General features: G+C 52.0%; 15 protein-coding genes and 8 pseudogenes. 16 read left to right on the forward strand and 7 right to left on the reverse strand.

All coding sequences use genetic code 11. The annotated features are described in order from the left end of the window. Nucleotides 1–201: 201 nt before the first annotated feature. A pseudogene (locus SGP1_RS29415) lies at nucleotides 202–528 on the reverse strand (IS5/IS1182 family transposase); the annotation flags it as partial. 267 nt (nucleotides 529–795) lie between these two features. Here SGP1_RS29415 and SGP1_RS29420 point away from each other — a divergent pair. From SGP1_RS29420 to SGP1_RS08605, 7 genes and pseudogenes are all read left to right on the forward strand, one after another. Next, nucleotides 796–1,188 carry a hypothetical protein gene (locus SGP1_RS29420; protein WP_148203433.1) on the forward strand — a complete coding sequence of 131 codons (393 nt, stop codon included), beginning with the start codon at nucleotides 796–798 and terminating at the stop codon, nucleotides 1,186–1,188. After that, complete coding sequence (locus SGP1_RS29425) at nucleotides 1,089–1,493, forward strand: hypothetical protein (RefSeq protein ID WP_148203434.1); 405 nt, start codon at nucleotides 1,089–1,091, stop codon at nucleotides 1,491–1,493. Before SGP1_RS29420 ends, SGP1_RS29425 begins: the two co-directional genes overlap by 100 nt. A gap of 40 nt (nucleotides 1,494–1,533) precedes the next feature. Further along, entirely contained in the window at nucleotides 1,534–2,274 is a 741-nt protein-coding gene (locus SGP1_RS29430; protein ID WP_148203435.1) for a hypothetical protein, read from the forward strand. A gap of 6 nt (nucleotides 2,275–2,280) precedes the next feature. Beyond that, nucleotides 2,281–2,592 (forward strand): hypothetical protein, encoded by a 312-nt coding sequence (locus SGP1_RS31150; protein ID WP_041866789.1) that lies wholly within the window; start codon nucleotides 2,281–2,283, stop codon nucleotides 2,590–2,592. Nucleotides 2,593–2,692: 100 nt separating this feature from the next. Beyond that, nucleotides 2,693–4,032 (forward strand): annotated as a pseudogene (ldtD, locus tag SGP1_RS26965) (L,D-transpeptidase); the annotation flags it as partial. A gap of 137 nt (nucleotides 4,033–4,169) precedes the next feature. Beyond that, entirely contained in the window at nucleotides 4,170–4,718 is a 549-nt protein-coding gene (locus tag SGP1_RS08600) for a YcbK family protein (RefSeq protein WP_011410865.1), read from the forward strand. A 73-nt stretch (nucleotides 4,719–4,791) separates the two neighbouring features. Beyond that, a complete protein-coding gene (locus SGP1_RS08605) occupies nucleotides 4,792–5,421 on the forward strand; it encodes an MBL fold metallo-hydrolase (RefSeq protein WP_011410866.1) in 630 nt (209 codons plus the stop codon). A 278-nt stretch (nucleotides 5,422–5,699) separates the two neighbouring features. Here the strand turns inward: SGP1_RS08605 and SGP1_RS08610 are convergent, their stop codons facing one another. From SGP1_RS08610 to SGP1_RS08625, 4 genes and pseudogenes are all read right to left on the reverse strand, one after another. After that, nucleotides 5,700–6,890 (reverse strand): amino acid aminotransferase, encoded by a 1,191-nt coding sequence (locus tag SGP1_RS08610; RefSeq protein WP_011410867.1) that lies wholly within the window; start codon nucleotides 6,888–6,890, stop codon nucleotides 5,700–5,702. A 172-nt stretch (nucleotides 6,891–7,062) separates the two neighbouring features. Continuing rightward, nucleotides 7,063–8,169 (reverse strand): porin OmpF, encoded by a 1,107-nt coding sequence (gene ompF, locus SGP1_RS08615; RefSeq protein ID WP_011410868.1) that lies wholly within the window; start codon nucleotides 8,167–8,169, stop codon nucleotides 7,063–7,065. A gap of 332 nt (nucleotides 8,170–8,501) precedes the next feature. Further along, nucleotides 8,502–9,494: pseudogene (locus tag SGP1_RS08620) on the reverse strand (phage integrase). A gap of 66 nt (nucleotides 9,495–9,560) precedes the next feature. Beyond that, on the reverse strand, nucleotides 9,561–9,863 hold the full coding sequence (locus SGP1_RS08625; RefSeq protein WP_041867448.1) for a helix-turn-helix domain-containing protein: 303 nt from the start codon (nucleotides 9,861–9,863) through the stop codon (nucleotides 9,561–9,563). A 163-nt stretch (nucleotides 9,864–10,026) separates the two neighbouring features. Here SGP1_RS08625 and SGP1_RS08630 point away from each other — a divergent pair, with 163 nt between their 5' ends. The 4 genes and pseudogenes from SGP1_RS08630 (at nucleotide 10,027) to SGP1_RS08645 (ending at nucleotide 13,532) form a co-directional block, all read left to right on the forward strand. Beyond that, the gene (locus SGP1_RS08630; protein ID WP_041866790.1) at nucleotides 10,027–10,272 is read left to right on the forward strand and encodes a hypothetical protein; all 246 of its coding nucleotides are present in this window, start codon (nucleotides 10,027–10,029) and stop codon (nucleotides 10,270–10,272) included. 1,244 nt (nucleotides 10,273–11,516) lie between these two features. Beyond that, nucleotides 11,517–12,524, forward strand: a pseudogene (locus tag SGP1_RS26970) (replication endonuclease); the annotation flags it as partial. 80 nt (nucleotides 12,525–12,604) lie between these two features. Continuing rightward, the gene (locus SGP1_RS36250) at nucleotides 12,605–13,105 is read left to right on the forward strand and encodes a DUF7666 domain-containing protein (RefSeq protein ID WP_424141159.1); all 501 of its coding nucleotides are present in this window, start codon (nucleotides 12,605–12,607) and stop codon (nucleotides 13,103–13,105) included. Nucleotides 13,106–13,203: 98 nt separating this feature from the next. After that, nucleotides 13,204–13,532 (forward strand): annotated as a pseudogene (locus tag SGP1_RS08645) (DUF4406 domain-containing protein). Between the two features lie 666 nt (nucleotides 13,533–14,198). Here the strand turns inward: SGP1_RS08645 and SGP1_RS08650 are convergent. Both SGP1_RS08650 and SGP1_RS08655 read right to left on the reverse strand, forming a co-directional pair. Continuing rightward, the gene (locus tag SGP1_RS08650) at nucleotides 14,199–14,864 is read right to left on the reverse strand and encodes a hypothetical protein (RefSeq protein ID WP_011410871.1); all 666 of its coding nucleotides are present in this window, start codon (nucleotides 14,862–14,864) and stop codon (nucleotides 14,199–14,201) included. Between the two features lie 164 nt (nucleotides 14,865–15,028). Continuing rightward, nucleotides 15,029–15,220: pseudogene (locus SGP1_RS08655) on the reverse strand (phage portal protein); the annotation flags it as partial. Here SGP1_RS08655 and SGP1_RS35620 point away from each other — a divergent pair. From SGP1_RS35620 to SGP1_RS36255, 5 genes and pseudogenes are all read left to right on the forward strand, one after another. Then, nucleotides 15,144–15,308 (forward strand): hypothetical protein, encoded by a 165-nt coding sequence (locus SGP1_RS35620; protein ID WP_341532847.1) that lies wholly within the window; start codon nucleotides 15,144–15,146, stop codon nucleotides 15,306–15,308. The pseudogene SGP1_RS08655 and the gene SGP1_RS35620 sit on opposite strands and share 77 nt — an antisense overlap. Continuing rightward, nucleotides 15,305–15,655, forward strand: a complete 351-nt coding sequence (locus tag SGP1_RS08660; RefSeq protein ID WP_041866792.1) for a GPW/gp25 family protein — start codon at nucleotides 15,305–15,307, stop codon at nucleotides 15,653–15,655. The genes SGP1_RS35620 and SGP1_RS08660 overlap by 4 nt, the downstream gene beginning before the upstream one ends. Further along, nucleotides 15,652–16,560: pseudogene (locus SGP1_RS08665) on the forward strand (baseplate assembly protein). Before SGP1_RS08660 ends, SGP1_RS08665 begins: the two are co-directional and overlap by 4 nt. Further along, nucleotides 16,553–17,167: a phage tail protein I gene (locus tag SGP1_RS08670; protein WP_011410872.1), complete on the forward strand. Its 615-nt coding sequence runs from the start codon at nucleotides 16,553–16,555 to the stop codon at nucleotides 17,165–17,167. The pseudogene SGP1_RS08665 and the gene SGP1_RS08670 overlap by 8 nt, the downstream one beginning before the upstream one ends. Beyond that, a pseudogene (locus tag SGP1_RS36255) lies at nucleotides 17,164–17,934 on the forward strand (phage tail protein); the annotation flags it as partial. The gene SGP1_RS08670 and the pseudogene SGP1_RS36255, both read left to right, overlap by 4 nt. Nucleotides 17,935–18,415: the final 481 nt, after the last annotated feature.

The following is an 18,415-nucleotide window of genomic DNA, read 5'->3' on the forward strand; positions in this document are numbered from 1 at the left end:
TTCTAGGTTTATCTATTTTGAATACTAGGTAGCCCCTTCAGACATTTCAGCCCACGCTTACTTTTTATTTGTCATACAAGCGGAAATCCAAAAGCTTACTCCTTTTCTGGCGACTAATTTCATAGCAATGCTATTTTGTATTATTTCTAATAATGGGCAGGGCTTTGTTGAATAAATCAGAACTTGTATGACTACGCCCCCCTAGCAGATCGATTGTGATGCGATCCGGATGCTGTTCGGCATTCCTAACAGCGTCATTTTGTTAAGCGCTTTGACCATCGCGATTGTCTCACCTACCTGCGCATCATAGTCACGCAGACTTAGATGATCGCCCATAAGCGTTTTGAACCGGAATATAGCTGTTTCAGCCACTGAGCGTCGATGATAGCCCACTTGCTTTTTCCATACATCGTTACTGCCGCTTAGACGCTGATTCGCAACGGCGTAGTTACGCTCATGGTATCGGTCTGGCCAATATTGCGCCCCACCTCGTGGAGGAATAAGAGGCCTTATTTTCTTCCTCAGCAGGGTAGGCCATCTGAACATAATTGGGCATTCCCTCCTTATAGGAAATCAAACGATTACTGGCAGCCAGTAGGGTTACAGCAAGGTATATTCACCCATCCTAGAAAAGAAACCGAGTATGGTGTTAAAGGCAATATCTACTTCTCACCCTGGCAACGGGTTTATTTTGCACTTAAACGGGATGGCAATCTATCCGAGTCTGGATGGTTATTCCCCGCACAATTTAAAGACGATGATAACTATATTTTTGCCGGCACGTATAAGGGGATATTGGCTAACTCTAAAATCGGGAACGAATACGGCAAAGTAGGTTCTATTTATCGCAATGATTTTGGCTATTATGTTTTGATGAAGGAAGGACACCCCGTTGCAGAGCATTGGGATTATCCCGCTAGGGGCCAGTCGAACCACTTTTGGCAATTTTTAACCGAACGAGCAGGGACATTTAGCGATGCCAAACATTTTGGCGATCCCGGAAAGGTGGGGGATGTTTATTTCTCGCATGTAGAGGGCCGGTATTATATCGCTAAAAAAATTGTGTTCCAGCGCTGCATGATTGGCCTTTGCCTTCGGCGCAAAAAGATAACGAATATTGGTTCGATGCCAGTGAACATCAAGGCACGTTTGAGGATCCAAAAGATGAGTATGAATATGGCAAGATAGGGTCGATTTATCATTGTTTCGGTAGATACTATTTAGCAAGAAATACCAGCAGCCCCGAAGCCGGTCGCTGGCGGTGTCCGCAGCAGGGTGAATCTGATGATGTCATCTTTTTGTCAATACATGCCGGAACTTACGGCGATCCTAAAAAAGAGCGGCATAGCGGCAATCGAGGAGATATTTATTTTTCAGCAGATAAAGAAAGTTATTTTATTCTTAAGGCGGATGTGTCATCAGCAGCAGCTTTGAAGCCTTTTCCCTCTGAGGAAAAAGATGATGAATGCTGGTACGCATCAGGGAACGCTTAAACAGCCTAAAACATGGTCGTAATGCGGTCAGGCTGGCTCTGTGTATTATGACCAAGATAATGGTTATTTTAGACTAAAAGCTTATGGTCGCCCAGAGGATCACCTCTGGTATTACGCTGGAGATGGACTATACAATGACCACTGGGAGTTTATCAGCGAACACGCGTGTACCCCTGGTGATCCTAAAAGATGGGAGGATGCTGGCAATGAAGGTGATATTTATTACAATGACCTTAATGATAGCTATTATATCTATAGGCAATTCGGCCGTCCTTCGGACCATGATTGGTTTTTTCCAACGGGAGACCGGAGTAACCATTATTGGTTATTTTCAGGCGTCCATTCAGGTACTTCTGAGGACCCCAAAAGCGTGGATGAATATGGGACAGTCGGATCCGTCTATAAACACGATGTCAAGTATTACACTGTGAAGAAAAGAGGTAGTCCTGGGGATCATCATCGGCTATTTGAAAGAGGATCTAATGTCAATGATTACTGTGAATTAGGGTCATATAAGGAGAACAATGGCACTTTCTTGCGATCTAAATCTATTGATATGCCTGGGGACGTCGGCTATGTCTATTTTTCTCAAGAGCAGCAAAGATATTTTGTGTTAAAACAGGCGGGCGCGACAACCGAACCCGGTTGGGCTTTTCCGACCGACGGTAAAGATAATGACAAATGGTTCAACAGCGGGCGCAATCAAGGTACATTTTTGCAACCAAAAACCTTTCAAGAATACGGAAAGCTTGGCTTCATTTATTTTGATGAAACAAAATGATATTTCATGCTAAGGATAAGCGGCAGGCTGAGTGAGGATCAATGGCGTTATCCTCATGGCCACTATCGAAACTCAGCCTGGTACTTCGTTGGGGAACATCAGGGCGTTTTCAGTGATCCTAAGCCTTGGCATGAATACGGTTTAGAAGGTTCTATATATTTTCAAGCGGGTAAGGGTTATTTTTCTCTCAAAAAAGACGGCCAGCCTGACTTGAATAATTGGGATTTCCCACCGTTTGGAGAGTCCAATGGGTTTTGGGAATATCGAGGCATGCATTCCGACTACGTTAGCGCCAAGCAGTGGGAAAACGAGGATTGAGAGGAATTTTGCGTCTCAGCATGACAGAGACGCTCATCGTCCTCCTCTGTTTCATTATGAACACCGTCATGGGAGGTTAGCTTTGAGACGCAGCGGTAAAAGCTGTGCGCTGATGTCGCCGATGCTATTTACCAATGGTGTCGGCGCCAACGGTGAAAGATGGCTGTACGGCAATACGCCCTACCAGCTGGCGTTGCCGCCGCGCGTGCTGATCGATCGCTGGCAGAATGCCCTCAATGACGGTCGGTTGGACGCCTTTGTCAGCGGCCTGGTGCCGCAACATCCCCAATACTCCAAAATGCATCAGGCGTTGAAAGCTATCCTGGCCGACAATCATCCCTGGCCGCAGTTAACCGGTAGCGCCAGCCTTCGTCCTGGTCAGTTGAGAGACGACATTCCCGCGCTGCGCGAGATTTTGCAGCACACCGGTATGCTCCAGCCGGGTGATGTCGCGCCGCTGCCGATGGTGGATGCAGCGCCGGCCAATACGCCCGCATCACAACTGGTCAGCCACGACCCGCCGCCGCGGAGCTCACGCTCACGCCCTCCAGCGATGATCCGGCGGTGGTCGCCACGGTTGATGTGCAGGACAAAATGTATTCGCCTGACCTGGTGGCGGTGGTGAAACGTTTTCAAAACTGGCAGGGGCTGGGCGCTGATGGCGTGATCGGTCGCCAGACGCGTAACTAGCTTAACGTCTCTCTGCAGACCTGGGTTACGCTGCTGGCTCTAAATATCCAGCGTTTACGTTTGCTCAATAACCGGATCAATACCGGTATCCTGGTGAATATTCCCAATTACTCGCTTGTTTACTATCAGCAGGGAGCAGAGGTGTTATCCTCGCGGGTGATCGTCGGTCGTTCCAGCCGCAAAATGTCGCTGATGCGCCAGGATATTTTGCCTAAAGCGCTGCGCGATCCGGGGTATTTACCGCGTAACGACTTCACCATCTTGTCGGGCTGGAACAGCGATGCTGCCGTAATCAACCCGGCCATCATTGACTGGAATATCGTGACCCCCAATCATTTCCCATACCGTCTGCAGCAGGCGCCGGGACCGAAAAACGCATTGGGCCGCTATAAATTCAATATGCTCAGCTCGGATGCCATTTATCTGCACGATACGCCTAATCATAATTTGTTCGATCAGGATCAGCGCGCGTTCAGCTCGGGCTGTGTCCGGGTGAACAAGGCGGCCGTGTTGGCCAACATGCTGTTGCAGGATGCCGGTTGGGGCGATGCGCGGGTCAGCGCGACGTTAAAGCAGGGCAATACCACCTATGTGCCGATTCGCCATCAGATTCCGGTTAATCTGTCCTACCTGACCGCCTGGGTTGCAGAGGACGGTAAACCACAATTCCGCACAGATATTTACAATTATGATACGCCCACCCAGAAGGGCACCAGGAGCTTGCCGCAAGCGCAACGGCTGCTGCAATAAGCTACTGCCGCCGGCGAGTTGCAAGCGCTTATGGACTACTTTGTAAGCTTTTGCAAATCCTGACGTTTGAGTGTATGGTTCCGGCGGTGCACTACTGTGCATTTGTTCATTAACTCTGCCTATTGGTTACTTTGCCCATGGATCATATTAATCATTTACGCCGCCAATTGCTGGTGTTCGGTACGGCTGCCGCCGGACTGGCGCTGCTTCCCGGCACCGCTTTCACCACGCTATTCACGCCCCGTCCTCGGATGCTTACTTTGAATAATTTGCATACTGGTGAAACGCTGAAAACGGAATTTTTCAATGGTAAAAGCTATGATCAAAGCGAGTTGAGCCGGTTAAATCATTTTTTCTGTGATTTTCGCGCCAACAAAATAACCACCATCGATCCCCAGCTGTTCGACCATCTTTATCGTCTGCAAACCGTGCTGCAAACCAGAAAACCGGTGCAGCTTATCTCCGGCTACCGAACCGTGCAGACCAATAATTCTCTGCGGGCCAAGAGCGAGGGCGTGGCCAAGCACAGTTACCATACCCTGGGAAAAGCGATGGATTTCCATATTGAGGGCACTCCGCTCAGCCTGATCCTCAAGGCGGCGCTGAAGTTGCACATGGGCGGCGTGGGTTATTATCCGCGCAGTAACTTTGTTCATATCGACACGGGGCCAGAACGCACCTGGTAACACGCCGCAATTCCTGTCAACATGACCACCGTTTCGCCGTATAATCGGGATAAAGGGTCTGACAGGATGGAGTATGAAATATCACATTATGCCGGTAACGGCGTTTAGCCAGAATTGTTCTTTGGTTTGGTGCGAGCAGACCGGTAACGCGGCGTTAGTGGATCCCGGCGGTGAAGCGCCACGGCTGCGTCAGGAAGTGGCGACGCTCGGGGTGACGGTTAAAGAAATCTGGCTGACCCACGGCCACCTGGATCATGTCGGTGCCGCCAGCTCGCTGGCGGCGTTCTATGATGTGCCCATTGTTGGTCCCCATCGTGACGAAGAACCGCTGTTGGCAAGTTTGCCAGGACAGTGCCAAATGTTCGGCGTGGAGACCACCCCACCGTTGACGCTTGACCGCTGGCTGGCGGACGGGGCCACGTTAAGCATCGGTAAGCTGTCGTTCCACGTGCTGCATTGTCCCGGCCATTCTCCGGGGCATGTGGTGTTCTGGAATAAAGCCGCGAAGTTCATTTTGATGGGTGACGTGTTGTTCAATGGCGGCATTGGCCGCACTGATCTGCCCGGTGGCGATATGCCGACGCTGATGCGATCGATTCATCATCAGCTTATGCCGCTGGCAGATGATATTGCCTTTTTGCCCGGCCACGGCCCGATGTCGACGTTAGGGCATGAGCGGCGGACCAATCCCTTCTTGCAGTAGCTGGCAAAAGTAAATTTTTTGATGCTGCCCGCTGTAGCTGATGCTGCCAGCGGGCCTATAGCTCTCTATTCTGATGTTTTATCCTGCTAATAGATTGACGTACTGACGTAGGGATATGCTGCGGTGAGGAACGGGGCAATACGGTTTTATTGAAGATTCTGGCCTGAGGGCATTCAGGATTGAGGGCGTGCCGATCCGGCTCCCGTCCGGGTGCTGTTGACTCACTTGACGGATGCGCCGCCGCCGCGGCGTGCTACTTTGAACAGGCCGCCCGGTGGTCAGAGCACCGCCACGATCGCCTCGCACAGCGGCGCCATGTTATCCGGCGTCATTCCGGCTACGTTGATACGGCCCGAATTCACCACATAGATGCCTGACTGGTCACGCAACCTCAGCACCTGTTCCTGGTTCAGGCCGCTGAAAGAGAACATACCGTTTTGCCGGTTGATAAAGCTGAAGTCCTGCTGCGCGCCTTTATCCAAAAGTGTATTGACGAACAGCTGGCGCATACGTTGGATCCGTTCACGCATACCCCTAAGCTCTTGCTCCCACATGGCGCGCAGTACGTCGTCGGCTAAAATGGTGGTAACCACGGCGGCACCGTGCGCCGGAGGATTGGAATAATTGGCGCGAATGATGGCCTTCAGCTGGCTGAAGGCGCGATCGGCAACCGCGCTGTCGGGCGCAATCAAGGTACAGGCGCCGACGCGTTCATTATACAGACCAAAATTCTTTGAATAAGAGCTACACACGATGAGCTCCTGATGCGCTTCGCAGAAAATGCGCAAGTCTGCCGCATCGTCTTCCAGGCTGTGGGCGAAACCCTGATAGGCAAAATCGAACAGCGGCAGCCAGCCCTGACGGGCCGACAGGGCGGCCAGTTCGCGCCATTGTTGCAGGTTGGGATCAATACCGGTCGGATTATGGCAACAGCCGTGGAATAAGACGACATCGCCGGCCCGTGCCTCACTCAGGCTCGCCAGCATTGCCGTGAAATCAAGCGTATGCGTAACGGCGTCATAGTAGGCGTAATGGCACACCTCCAGTCCTGCGGCGCTGAAAACGTTCTTGTGATTCGGCCAGCTGGGGTTGCTTACCCAAACGCGGCGCACGGCGGTATTATGCGCCAGAAAATCCGCGGCCACGCGCAGGGCACCGGTACCGCCGGGAGTTTGCGCGCTACGCGCACGCGCGTCGGCGATAAGGGAGCTGTCAGACCCGAACAGGAGGCGCTGCGTGCCCGCGGCGAAGGCCGCGAGGCCGTCGATACCCAGATAGTTTTTGCTGGTTTCATTTTCCAGCAACAGCGCTTCCGCTTTTTTTACGCTGGTCAGCACCGGCGTATTACCGGTTTCATCCTTGTAAACGCCGATACCGAGGTTGATTTTGCCGGGACGATCGTCGGCGTGAAAGACATCCAGCAGGCCGAGAATCGGGTCCGCCGGTGCGACCGGAATAGATTCAAACATGGGAAGTGTGTCCAAAACGTCACAGTGTGCGAAAAGTGTTATCAGGTTACCGTTACCAGCGCGCTTTGCCAACCGTTTGCCGCACATTTTTCGGCGGCCATAAAAAAAGAAGGCAGGGTATAAACCCTGCCTTCAGTATCCAGACTTTCAGCTGTAAGCGGCTGGAAAAGGATTAGAACTGGTAGACCAGACCCAGAGCAACGGTGTCGCCGCTGCCGATGCCCAGCTCGTTGTCGCTATCAATCTGGTTGATGATATAGTCAACATAGGTGGACATGTTTTTGTTGAAGTAGTAGGTAGCGCCCACTTCAACGTATTTGATCAGGTTAACATCACCCACGCCTTCTATGTCTTTACCTTTCGACTGAACGTAGGCAACAGACGGACGCAGACCGAAGTCGAATTGGTACTGAGCAACCAATTCAATCAGCTGGGTTTTGTTAGCAAAACCTGTGGCATCAGCGCCATTGATCTGCAGGTTGGGGTTGGTGATATAGGTTGCGTTACGGGTTTCACCGTACATGGCAGCCAGGTAAACGTTGTTGGCGTCATATTTCAGACCGGCAGCCCACTGCTGAGCTTTTTCGCTGCCGTTAGCGTAGTAAGCGCTCTGCTGTGCATCGGTACGGTCGGATGAAGCATAAGCACCAACGATGCCAACCCCGATGGGGGAGGTGTAGCTGGTAGACGCGCCCCAGCCGTCGCCGTTGGCACGACGGATTTCGTCACGATCGTTCTTGCCCTGGTACTGTACTGCGAAATCCCAGCCGTCTACCAAGCCGAAGAAGTTGGTGTTACGGTAGGTAGCAACGCCGGTGGTACGACCCATCATGAAGTTGTCGCTGTAGCCAGAGTCACCGCCGAATTCCGGCAGCATGTCGGTCCAGCCGATAGCGTCATACACTACGCCGTAGTTACGGCCGTAGTCGAATGAACCGGCATCGCCGAATTTCAGACCGGCGAACGCCAGACGGGTTTTGTTGCCGTCCTGAGCGTCGGTGTTGCTTTCGGAGTTGTTGCCCTGGAAGTTGTATTCCCACTGGCCGAAACCGGTCAGCTGGTCGGTAATCTGAGTTTCACCTTTGAAGCCGAGACGGGCATAAGTCTGGTCGCCGTCACCGCCGTAGCTGTTATCGCTGTGGGAGAAGTAGTGCAGGCCGACAGCCTTACCGTAGATGTCTAATTTATTGCCATCTTTGTTATACACTTCGGCCGCGTTAGCGGCACCGGCAGCCAATAAGGCCGGAATTACCACTGCAAAAAGATTGCGCTTTATCATTATTACTACCCTCATTAGTGTTATTCAGACACCTACTACTGCCGCTAATAATTTCTTACGAAACATTATTGAGAGTTTGGTGTCTTCCTGTGTCTGCACGCAGTGTTCCATTCACAGAGTCGTTAATCTACCCCGAAAATGATACAAATGTCGTAATAATGTTTCAGTGGGAAAAAATTTATGTATAAATGTAATTTTTAGGGAACTTTGTGAGATATATCTAACTTTGAAATGAGAAAGGCCAGCAGAGCTGGCTTTCCTATACTTTGTATTGCAAGGGATTAAGCCTACTTTCAATGACTTAATCCCTTTTTGTGGACTCTATGCTAGCCCTAAAAACCCGTATGTGTGGATGAAATGTGGATGCTTCTGTCCAGGGGATTGAGGGTTATCGCATCCTGTAAGTAATCAGGAGCAAGATGCGCATAGGTCATCGTGCTGGATTGAAGTGTGTCCCATAATTTTTTGTAGTGTTAGTATGTTCCCTCCGTTCATGATGAAGTGTGCAGCAAAAGTATGGCGCAACACATGTACGGACTGGCCTTTAGGCAGATCAGGCTTAACATTCACGCAAAATTTTTCGATATTTTTCATAATCTATATCAAAGAGTTTTCCTAATTTTTTCGTTTTTATTGCTTTCACTGTCTCATCAGAGATGGGAACCGTGCGAATCTTGCCATTTTTGGTTTCAGTGAAAGTAACTCGATTATGCAGTACATGCTCTGCTTTAAGGCTGGCTGCTTCTCCCCATCTTGCGCCAGTAGCAAGGCATAGAATGATTATTCTGCGGGCGTCTCCATCTGTTGCATCCAGCAATCGGGTAATTTCCTCGCTGGTTAGATAGGTAATCTCCGGCGCTTTTTCCTTTAAGGCTGATAACGCTCTGATTGGGTTATCCCCATGGTATTCTCCAGAGTTAATTAGCACGCGAAACATACTGCTAAGTACTGCCTCATCCCGATTAACGGTTGATGCTTTTGCGCCATCATGTAGCCGCTTAGAGCGCCATTCTTGCATGAAGCGCTGATTTAAGCGTCCAGCACTTAGATCTCCGATAGCCTTGATGATTCTACATAGTGCAACTTTTCGTTTTTCTCCGTATTTCAGGTTTCGGCCTTTAAGTTGCCACTATATTTCCATTAGGTCAGATAATTTTCGTTGATCGGCAGGTTTTTCCAGCCAATCTTTGTTGTGCAAATTGCCGAGTGCGTAGCGCTCATAGGCCACTGCATCAGCTTTAATATTTTTTGGATCCTGCGGCCATCCCGACCACGGGTCTTACATCAACTTTGGATCGTCCACCATCGAGCGTTTTAATCGTCATGATTACGCCCTCCGGTCATAAGCTCTAAGTATTCGCGGGTTTGGCACACATAGGCATCATAAACCCCTAGCCAGCCTTTTGTTCCAATGATGTAGATTCCGCATTGTTTTGCCCAAAGTGTGCGAGAGCCGGAGCTATCTGCCCGGATTCCGGCGCAATTTTACCTGTGGTGAACCATAATGCGTATTTTTCAAAAATTGGTGTTGACAATATTTTCATTAAAACATCTCCTTTAGGAATTGCCTCCCCTGTCTCATATCTCCATAGATCATTATGAGGTATGCCTATTATTTCAGCAGCCTTCCTTCTACTTGAGATGCGTTCGCTTTCGCGCATCACCTTTAATTTCTCTGCTATATCCAAATTAATGTTCCAGAATGGTGTCATGTAATGCTTTGGGGTTGATTTTTCTTCAATACCCCAACTTGGGAGATTAGCACATGACAGACGACGAATTGAGGGCTTTATTTAAGATCCCTGATGCCATTACTACTGATGAGTTTGTCCTAGGACCGGGAAGTCGGAGCAAAGCGTGCGCAAATGGATAGAGCGCCGCCTCTTACCTCTTGCGACGGAAAAAGAGGTTTTTGGAGAAAGGGGCAGCTCTCGCCGGTTACTTATACTTTGGAATGAATGGCTTGAGATGATTTATGACGTTACAAGTCAACTTCCTCCTGAGCGCTATGACTGGAAGCGTGCATGGTATAAACGCGCCAAAAAGCTCCGTGAAGATTTGGGTGTGCCGTATCGCTTGGGGGAAGAGGATGAGGCAGCATGAAAGACATCATCTTCATTTTGCGTTGGGACGTCCCTGTGGTGCTCTCGGGCAGTAATACCCCCCCAGGAACCACACAGCCTATCAGGGCTTTACGTTTCACTACACGCACACCCATTACAGCATCGCCGCCAAGGGGACTAGTCGCGGTAAAGCCGGGGAGGTGATTGCCACGTTATCCGCCCAGGCGTGCGGCGTTTCATCCCTAGCGGCTATGGCTGCCTGATGGTCTTTTGAGAGAATAGAGGTTAATAAACGTGAAAAAGCACTTGTTTTCGTCCGCCGCTCGGCGCTACGCTAATTGGGCATCGACAAAAGTCGGTGTCGGGTTTGACAGCCCGAACCATACAGCGGACGGCCGCTATTTCTCCTTGCGGCTTTTTTACGTCCTTCAATACCACAGTTGCGTCCAAATTATGGTGGGGCGTAACGGGGGAGCGCTTGCGCTCGCCGGGTTCTGTGTGGCCGGTCTGTCAACCCTGTTACGTCTCGCCTCCCTGTTTGACAGCGGGGTGGTGAGGTTGAAAAACTTTACCACACAGGAGGCCATTACTATGGCTACTATCCCCACCTGCACTTTGCCTGAAAACCTGTCCCTCGACTGTTACCGCAAACTACAACGCGCGCGTGAAACCGCCCGTTATCTGTTCCTCGATCTTCGCACCCGCACCCCTGACGAACTGCTACAATATTACTTGCCGTTTATTTTTTCCTGGCTGGCGGATGATCTTAACGCCATTCATCACGAGTTAACGGCGCGCGGCTTATTTGCTGCTTTCCAGACGCAACCGGGAGGCGGCGATGGTATAAATAATCCGCCTGTGCTCACCGCTAAACCACCGCAGCGCAAGCCTCTGCTGCCGATTGAGCGGGGCATCCCGACTCATGAGGAAATGCGCCTTACCGAGCTTCGCCGCGAGGACACTCTCCTGGCGAAAAAGCAGGTTGACGACCAGCTGGAAACGGTGAGTTCCAGTATTTACTGGCGCTTTGACCAGCGCGAAAAGCAAAAGGGCTTTGACAGCGCCCGCCGCTGGCTAACCGAGTCCGTGGTTAAGGTGATGTTGCCGCGCATTGCGCGTGTAAACGCCGGCTACCGCCTGAATGAAATAGCAGACGACGATTTCCGGGCGCTGTTTGGCGACCGCGCAACCCAATCCCCCCAGCATAATGGCGTGGTGGCCTTTTTACGCCTGCGCACCCAGCGTCAGCGTCTGCCCGACCTGGACAGTCATGCACTCAAGTCCCTGGCGAACGACGCCGCCCATGTTGCCGCCACGGAAGTGGCCCGCCTGACCCACGCGCAGTGCGATAAAAGCGAATGGCGCATCGTCTATGACCACCTGGCCCACATTGTTCGTCTGCTGGGCCTACAGCCGCCGCTCTGGCGCAAGCTAGAAAAATGTTTTGTTCCCTTTGATGCCCAACCGGCCATCAGACGAATGTGTGATGCGCGGTGGTGGCTGAACAGCCTGCGCCGTACCGCCAACGAGTGGCGCAAATGCATGGCGCTGGAAGATGGAGAGGGTAACCGTATCAGCCTGATGGATGGCTATGCCGCCAGCCAGGCCAATCCCGCCATCCGACGGACTGAACTGATGGTGCGTATAAGGGGTTATTTACTGATATTTGCCCGCCTGGAAGACATGCCCCGCATCCTGGAAATCCTGCGCGACTATGCCACGGCGGCAGACTGCGAAGAATTACGCAGCGCCGTCGCGGCAAACGCCCGATTTGATGCCAAAGCCATTGACCCGGAAAAAGGCAGCGCCACCGGGTACGTTGCCAAATACATCTCGAAAAACATCGACGGCTACGCCCTGGACGGTGAAACTGACGACGAAAGCGGCAGACCGCTAAAGGAAAGCGCGCAGCGCGCCACCGCCTGGGTTTCACGCTGGGGCATTCGTCAGTTTCAGTTTATCAGGTGCATTCCCGTCACCGTCTGGCGGGAGCTACGCCGCCTGAATGACAGCGAAACCGCGCACGGCCTGAGCGTGGAATTTGCCGCCTGCCACGATGCGGCCAACGCCCCGACTGGGCCGGGTATGTCAATGCACAGGGTGGGCCACTGGTCAAGCGTTATGATCTGGCGGTGCGCACCTGGTACCAGCCCGCCGAGGTACTCAATCAGTACAGCGAGGAAAGGCTCAGTATCCGCGGCCTGTTCGATACGATCGTTGGCGGGGACTCGCCGATTCCTGACTCGGTTGAAGCAGTGGAAGATTGTGCCGAAGTTGGCCGTTGACGTGAGCAACGCGGACGAGTTGCCTCGCCGTGATTATCATATCAGTTCGAGATCGGGAAAACCTACCATCACGACGGCGCGGTAGAAATCTATAGTTCAGGTTTTCACACCTGCGAATATCCGCTTGATGTCTTTAATTACGACGAGCCTGCAAATCATCGTTTTGCCGAGGTTGAAGTATTCGGCGATATCGCCCATGGAGCGAGAGGCAGCAAACTCGCCAGTAGCACAATTACCATCAAGAAGGCGCTGTCCCTCCACCAAATGGTTGGCCGCGCCGTCGAGTGCATAGCGAGTAAAATTGATAAGTCCGCAGAACGGACTATCGTTGAAGGCGACGGGTCCGCCGCCACCAACACCGGCCACCGGTCGACGGCAGACGTTAGCGGCATCGGATCGGTTGCCGCGTCTCTCGGCGCGCAGGGTAAGGCTAAAGCCGCTGAGGGCAGCGCAATCGTACTGTGCTACCGCAATGATGAGGGCGACATTATCCACATCCGCGCCAGCAGGATTGGCGACAACGGCGTGAAACCGGATACCTGGTATGTGCTTAATGCAAACGGCGAATTTGAAGAGGCCGGTGATTGAGCCCTGGGGAGCCATTTACGACGCCTTGTCGTGCGTTCCTTTAAACCAACATTTCCTGTTAAGCCGAACGCCCATTCAATACTTATTAAGAGGTCATCATGCGAATTTACATTGCCGGTCCTATGACCGGAAAACCCGATTTCAACCGGACAGCTTTTTCCCTGGCCGGCTATCCGCTCAGGGCGCTATTCCACTCAATCCCACCATGCTACCGGATGGTCTTTCCGAGGCTGACTGCATGCGCATCGGCCTGGCCATGTTGCAATGCACCGACGGAATTTACCTGCTGGACGGCTGGCAGGACAGTGCGGGTGCCTGTGCTGAAGTTGCCTTGGCTAAAAAGCTCGGATTGGCGTGCCTCTCTCAGACGGCACACGCTGCCATACCTAGGGCCGATTTTACAAGCGTCAACGAGGTTTCCGGCTAGAAGGGAATGACTTTTGAAGAGGCTTTCAAACGCTGCAGGATGCAGCATGCTGAGGTACTGAAAAGGCTTGCGGATAACTAAAATCACTCGTCGTTTCCAGTCCGCTGCCATCGTGATTTCTGGCTGCACAAAAGTGCACAATTTTTACCACCCCCGAAAACCCGTCTCGGGCCAGTACTGGCGCGGCGTCTCCCCCTCTGCATAGGTGCACAAAAAAGCCCCCTTTTTGCGCGCTGAGGGGTTTTGGCGGCAAGAAACCCTGCGTGCACTTACCGACGAAAAAGGCGAAAAAATACGCCGCCGCGGCACTGCACGGCGTTAAATTTTCATTGGCGGGAGGTTATCGTGTTTTTACATGTGCCTTGCTTGGTGGGCCGTTTAGGTGCCCATATTGGGGGACTATCTATTTTTCTTCGGTGGCACTGGAGGTTTGGATTTACCTAAAGGATAATCAAGAGAAACAACAATTTTTGAATTATTAAAATCAGAAAATGGATTATATTCTTGGTAGTTGAAGTCGTTTGAGACTAGAGACTCTATTAACATGCTATTTATAGTAACATTCAGAAATTCTCTCTCTATGCATTTCCCATGATTTTTTTCTTTTATTATTTTACATACATCATCATCATGATATGTTAAGTATATGATTTTATTATACTTACTTCAAGGATCGATGATAATAAGTTGGTTTTCTTTACCTTCTCTTTTTGCTTCCATTAAAATATCAACTAGATTTAAATACGATTGTTGCGATCCTTGGTTGATGTTTAAAACATCAAAATTGCAGTAATTTTCTATTTTGTTAAATAAGGATATAGCCGAAGAGTATAAAATAATAACATGATCATTATAGTTGTCGTAATTATAAAATCGCACAACCCTAATTAGGTCTTTGTTTATCCCCTCAAGACACATTTTATTAAAAAATAAATAAACATTTTCATTGCAGAATGCTTCTTTATCTCCCTCGTATTTTGTGTAAACATCTGCAATTAGGTTGCTAAAAATTTCTTGCTTTTCAATGGTATTGATTTCATGGGTGTATTTTATGTTATCAACGCCTTCATCTATCGTCTTTCTTATGAAAGAAATAGGTATGTATTTTTTTATTGGGCCAGTGTTAAAATCATTTCTATTTGTTCTAAGTAATTCTTTTAAATAATCAAAGCAATTTTTTATTGCACTTTTTAAAAATAAGTCTCTTTCAATTGAAGGAAATGATTTTATGTTATTTTTTTCATTTTTCAATGCATAAAAAATATTTTCTGAGCTCTCGAAACGTATAAAATCCGACATACAATAAATAAAAATCATCCATGTGGTTGTCATATAGATGGATAGCTTATCATTACAAATATATTAAGTAATAGTATTTTTTATCTCCACCTCACCTTATTGTGTTTCTGTTTATGTGTAAATAAAGCACATGGAATTAAAAGGTATATTCACCAAAATTTCTCTTCCTGATTCCCCCTCCGTAAACGGGGGAGCAGTCACGGCCTTACGCCAAGCGCATCCAGCAGGGCATAAGACTTAAAGCGGATAACCTCCTGCCCCAACCAGCCATTGAGGGAGTGCAGGCTTTCCATCACAGGCGTCAGTTCATTGATGGCAAAGACTTTCGCTGCCTTCTCTACGTCACCGAAATTACTGCTGCTGTTGGGGATAATCCCCATCAGCTGCGGCCAGCTCTCCTCCAACGGCATTGTGCTGGACGCGCACCGCCACGGCGGAGTGCAGACGGGCGGCAGCCAGACCGGGGGATCACAATGAGCGCGGCCACGTACCTCGACATGGACAGGGTAACGGGCGCACCGCTGACCGATGGCGCTCAGCTTAAGGCGTCGATACAGGACATTTTGCTGACGCCGCTAGGTAGCCGGGTGATGCGACGACATTACGACTCTGCCCTGTGCGACTTGCTGGATAAGCAAGACCTTCCCTCGCTCCATCTGCAAATCATTTCGGCCGCCTGCATCGCCCTCTATCAGTGGGAGCTGCGTCTGACGCCGACACAGATCACCCTGGTACCTGCCGGTGACGGCGGATGGCTATTGACCGTGGTGGGCCAGCGAAAAGACACCCTGAAAACCCTTATCGCGGAGGTTCCCCTGCCATGAGTGGCACCATAGACCTTTCTCAACTGCCGCCGCCGGAGGTGGTCGAATCTCTGGACTTTGAGGCCTTGCTGGCGGATATAAAGGCATACCTCATCACCTGCTTCCCGGACGCTGAACAGGCGGCGGTGCGCCGGGCGCTGGCGCTGTAATCCAGCACCCTGAGCATTGTCTGTCAGATGCTGGCATACCGGGAAATGCTGTTACGCCAGCGGATCAACGATGCGGCGCGCGCCACCCTGGTGGCCTTAGCGCGCGGTGCCAATCTGGCGCATCTGGGCGCGTTATTCAACGTTCAGCGCTTGCTCATTACACCGGAAAATGCCCAGACCACGCTGCCCACGCCGGCGGTGATGGAGTCAGACAGCCAGCTTCGTCAGCGCATTCCGCAGGCCATGGAGGGGATGAGCGTCGCCGGTCCCATGGCTGCCTATGAATTTCATGCACGCAGCGCCGACGGGCGGGTGGCCGATGCCAGCGCCATCAGCCCGTCTCCCGCCTGCGTGACCCTGTCGGTGCTGTCTACCGAGGGAAATGGCACCGCCAGTAAGGCGTTAATTGCCCGCGTCGCGCGCACTGAATGATGAGGCGGTGCGCCCTGTGGCTGACCGGCTGACGGTACAGTCTGCCACTATTGTGGAATACCAGATTAATGCCAGGTGTACGTGATGCCGGGACCGGAAATTGAGCTGGTACTGGCGGCCTGCGCGCAGCGCCTTGAACGCTATACCCAGGAGCAGCGCATGCTGGGGCGGGATATTCGCCTGTCGGCCATTTATGCCGCCCTGCATGTGGAAAGCGTTCAGCGTGTCGAGCTGATGCAGCCCGTGGCAGATATCGTGCTGGATCGCACTCAGGCGGCCTATTGCACCCATCACCATATTGCGCCCGGAGGCTACGATGCGTAATACCCTGCTGCCCCCTAACGCCCCCGCCCTGATGCAGCGCATCGAACGGGCCTGCGAGCAATCGACGACCCTGCCGGTGCCGTTGCGCCCACTCTGGGATCCATCGCACTGCCCAGTCAATCTGCTGCCCTGGCTGGCCTGGTCACTGTCCGTTGACCGCTGGGATCCCGACTGGCCCGCCCAGACCAAACGCCAGGCTATCCGGCAGGCGCATTTTATTCATCGGCATAAAGGGACCATTTCCGCACTTAAACGCGCTGTCGAGCCGCTGGGCTATATCATCCGGGTGATTGAATGGTGGCAAAGCGGCGACGAGCCGGGCACGTTTCGCCTGGATGTCGACGTGCAGGAAAACGGCATCACCGAGGCCATGTACCAGGAGCTGGAGCGCCTGATTGCGGACGCCAAGCCCGTCAGCCGCCACATGACCGGGCTGTCCGTCAATCTCGACGTTAACGGCCAACTTCCGGTCGCCGTCGGCAGCTATGATGGCGATATTCTGACTGTTTACGCCTATACCCCTGAAACCCTGAGTGTCAGCGCTTCGCTCTCGGGCTCGGCCGGCACGCAAACCGCTGATACCCTGACCGTGAGCATCACATCATGAGCATCAAATTTTTTGGCATCCTGACCCACCAGGGCGCGGCCCGGCTGGCGAACGCCGCCGCACTCGGCACCAAGCTTGACTTAAGTACCATGGCGGTCGGGGATGGCGGCGGCAGCCTGCCGTTTCCTGAGCTGACACAAACTGCGCTAAAGGGTGAACGCCGTCGCGCGGCCCTCAACCAACTGAGCATTGACCCGCTTAACGGCAACCAGATCATTGCCGAGCAGGTTATCCCGGAAAATGAGGGCGGATGGTGGATAAGGGAAATGGGCCTGTTTGACAAAGACGGTACCCTATAGCGGTAGCCAACTGCCCGGAAAGCTACAAACCCCAGATGCAGGAAGGCAGCGGGCGTACCTAGATCATCCGGCATGATCCTGATCGTCAACAGCACCGAAGCATTGGCACTGAAAATTGACTCGTCCATCGTGCTGGCGATGCGGCACTATGTGGATGATGGCGTTATCGAGGTGAAAGCCTATGCCGATACGCTGATGGCGACACACACCCATCACACCGATCCGCATCAGCAGTATGCTCCCAAGGCCAGCCCGGTTCTCACCGGCACCCCGACGGCACCGACGGCCAACGCCAATGACAATAGCCCCCAGCTGGCGGCGACGGCCTTTGTGCAGGCGCATGTCGAGGCGCTGACGTTACCCGCAGCCAGCCTGACGAAAACGGGCATAGTGCAACTCAGCAACGCCACTAACAGCGACAGCGAAACGATGGCCGCCACGCCAAAAGCAGTGAAGGCGTTTGCTGATAAAAAACTGAGTAAAGCCGCGAACGGCGCAGATATCCCGGACAAAATTCAGTTCTGCAAAAATCTCGGATTACTCGCGCCACGTTTTGCTACGTTCGTCAATTCCGGTGTATTTACCATCCCCGAAGGCGTCACCACACTTTATGTCTCAGGCTGTGGAGCGGGAGGCGGTGGTGGCGGTGGGCTTGGCTATCTCAATGGTTATACCACGGGCGGCGGCGGGAGCGGCGCAGGACAGGCCGTTATTCGGCAAGCGATAGCCGTCACGCCTGGCGAGGAGCTAAAAATCGACGTCGGTATTAGCGGTAAAGGGGGCGCAGGAGGCGCGCCGAATCATTCAGGGCTAAAAGGTGAGAACGGTGGCCTGACGGCGCTAGGCGATTTACTCACGTTATCCGGCGGTGATGGCGGGCCGGCGGGTGTCGGAGGAACAAATGGCTACGGCGGTGCCGGTTATCCCTATGGTGAAACAGCTATTGGTG

Source organism: Sodalis glossinidius str. 'morsitans' (assembly GCF_000010085.1).
GTDB lineage: Bacteria > Pseudomonadota > Gammaproteobacteria > Enterobacterales > Enterobacteriaceae > Sodalis > Sodalis glossinidius.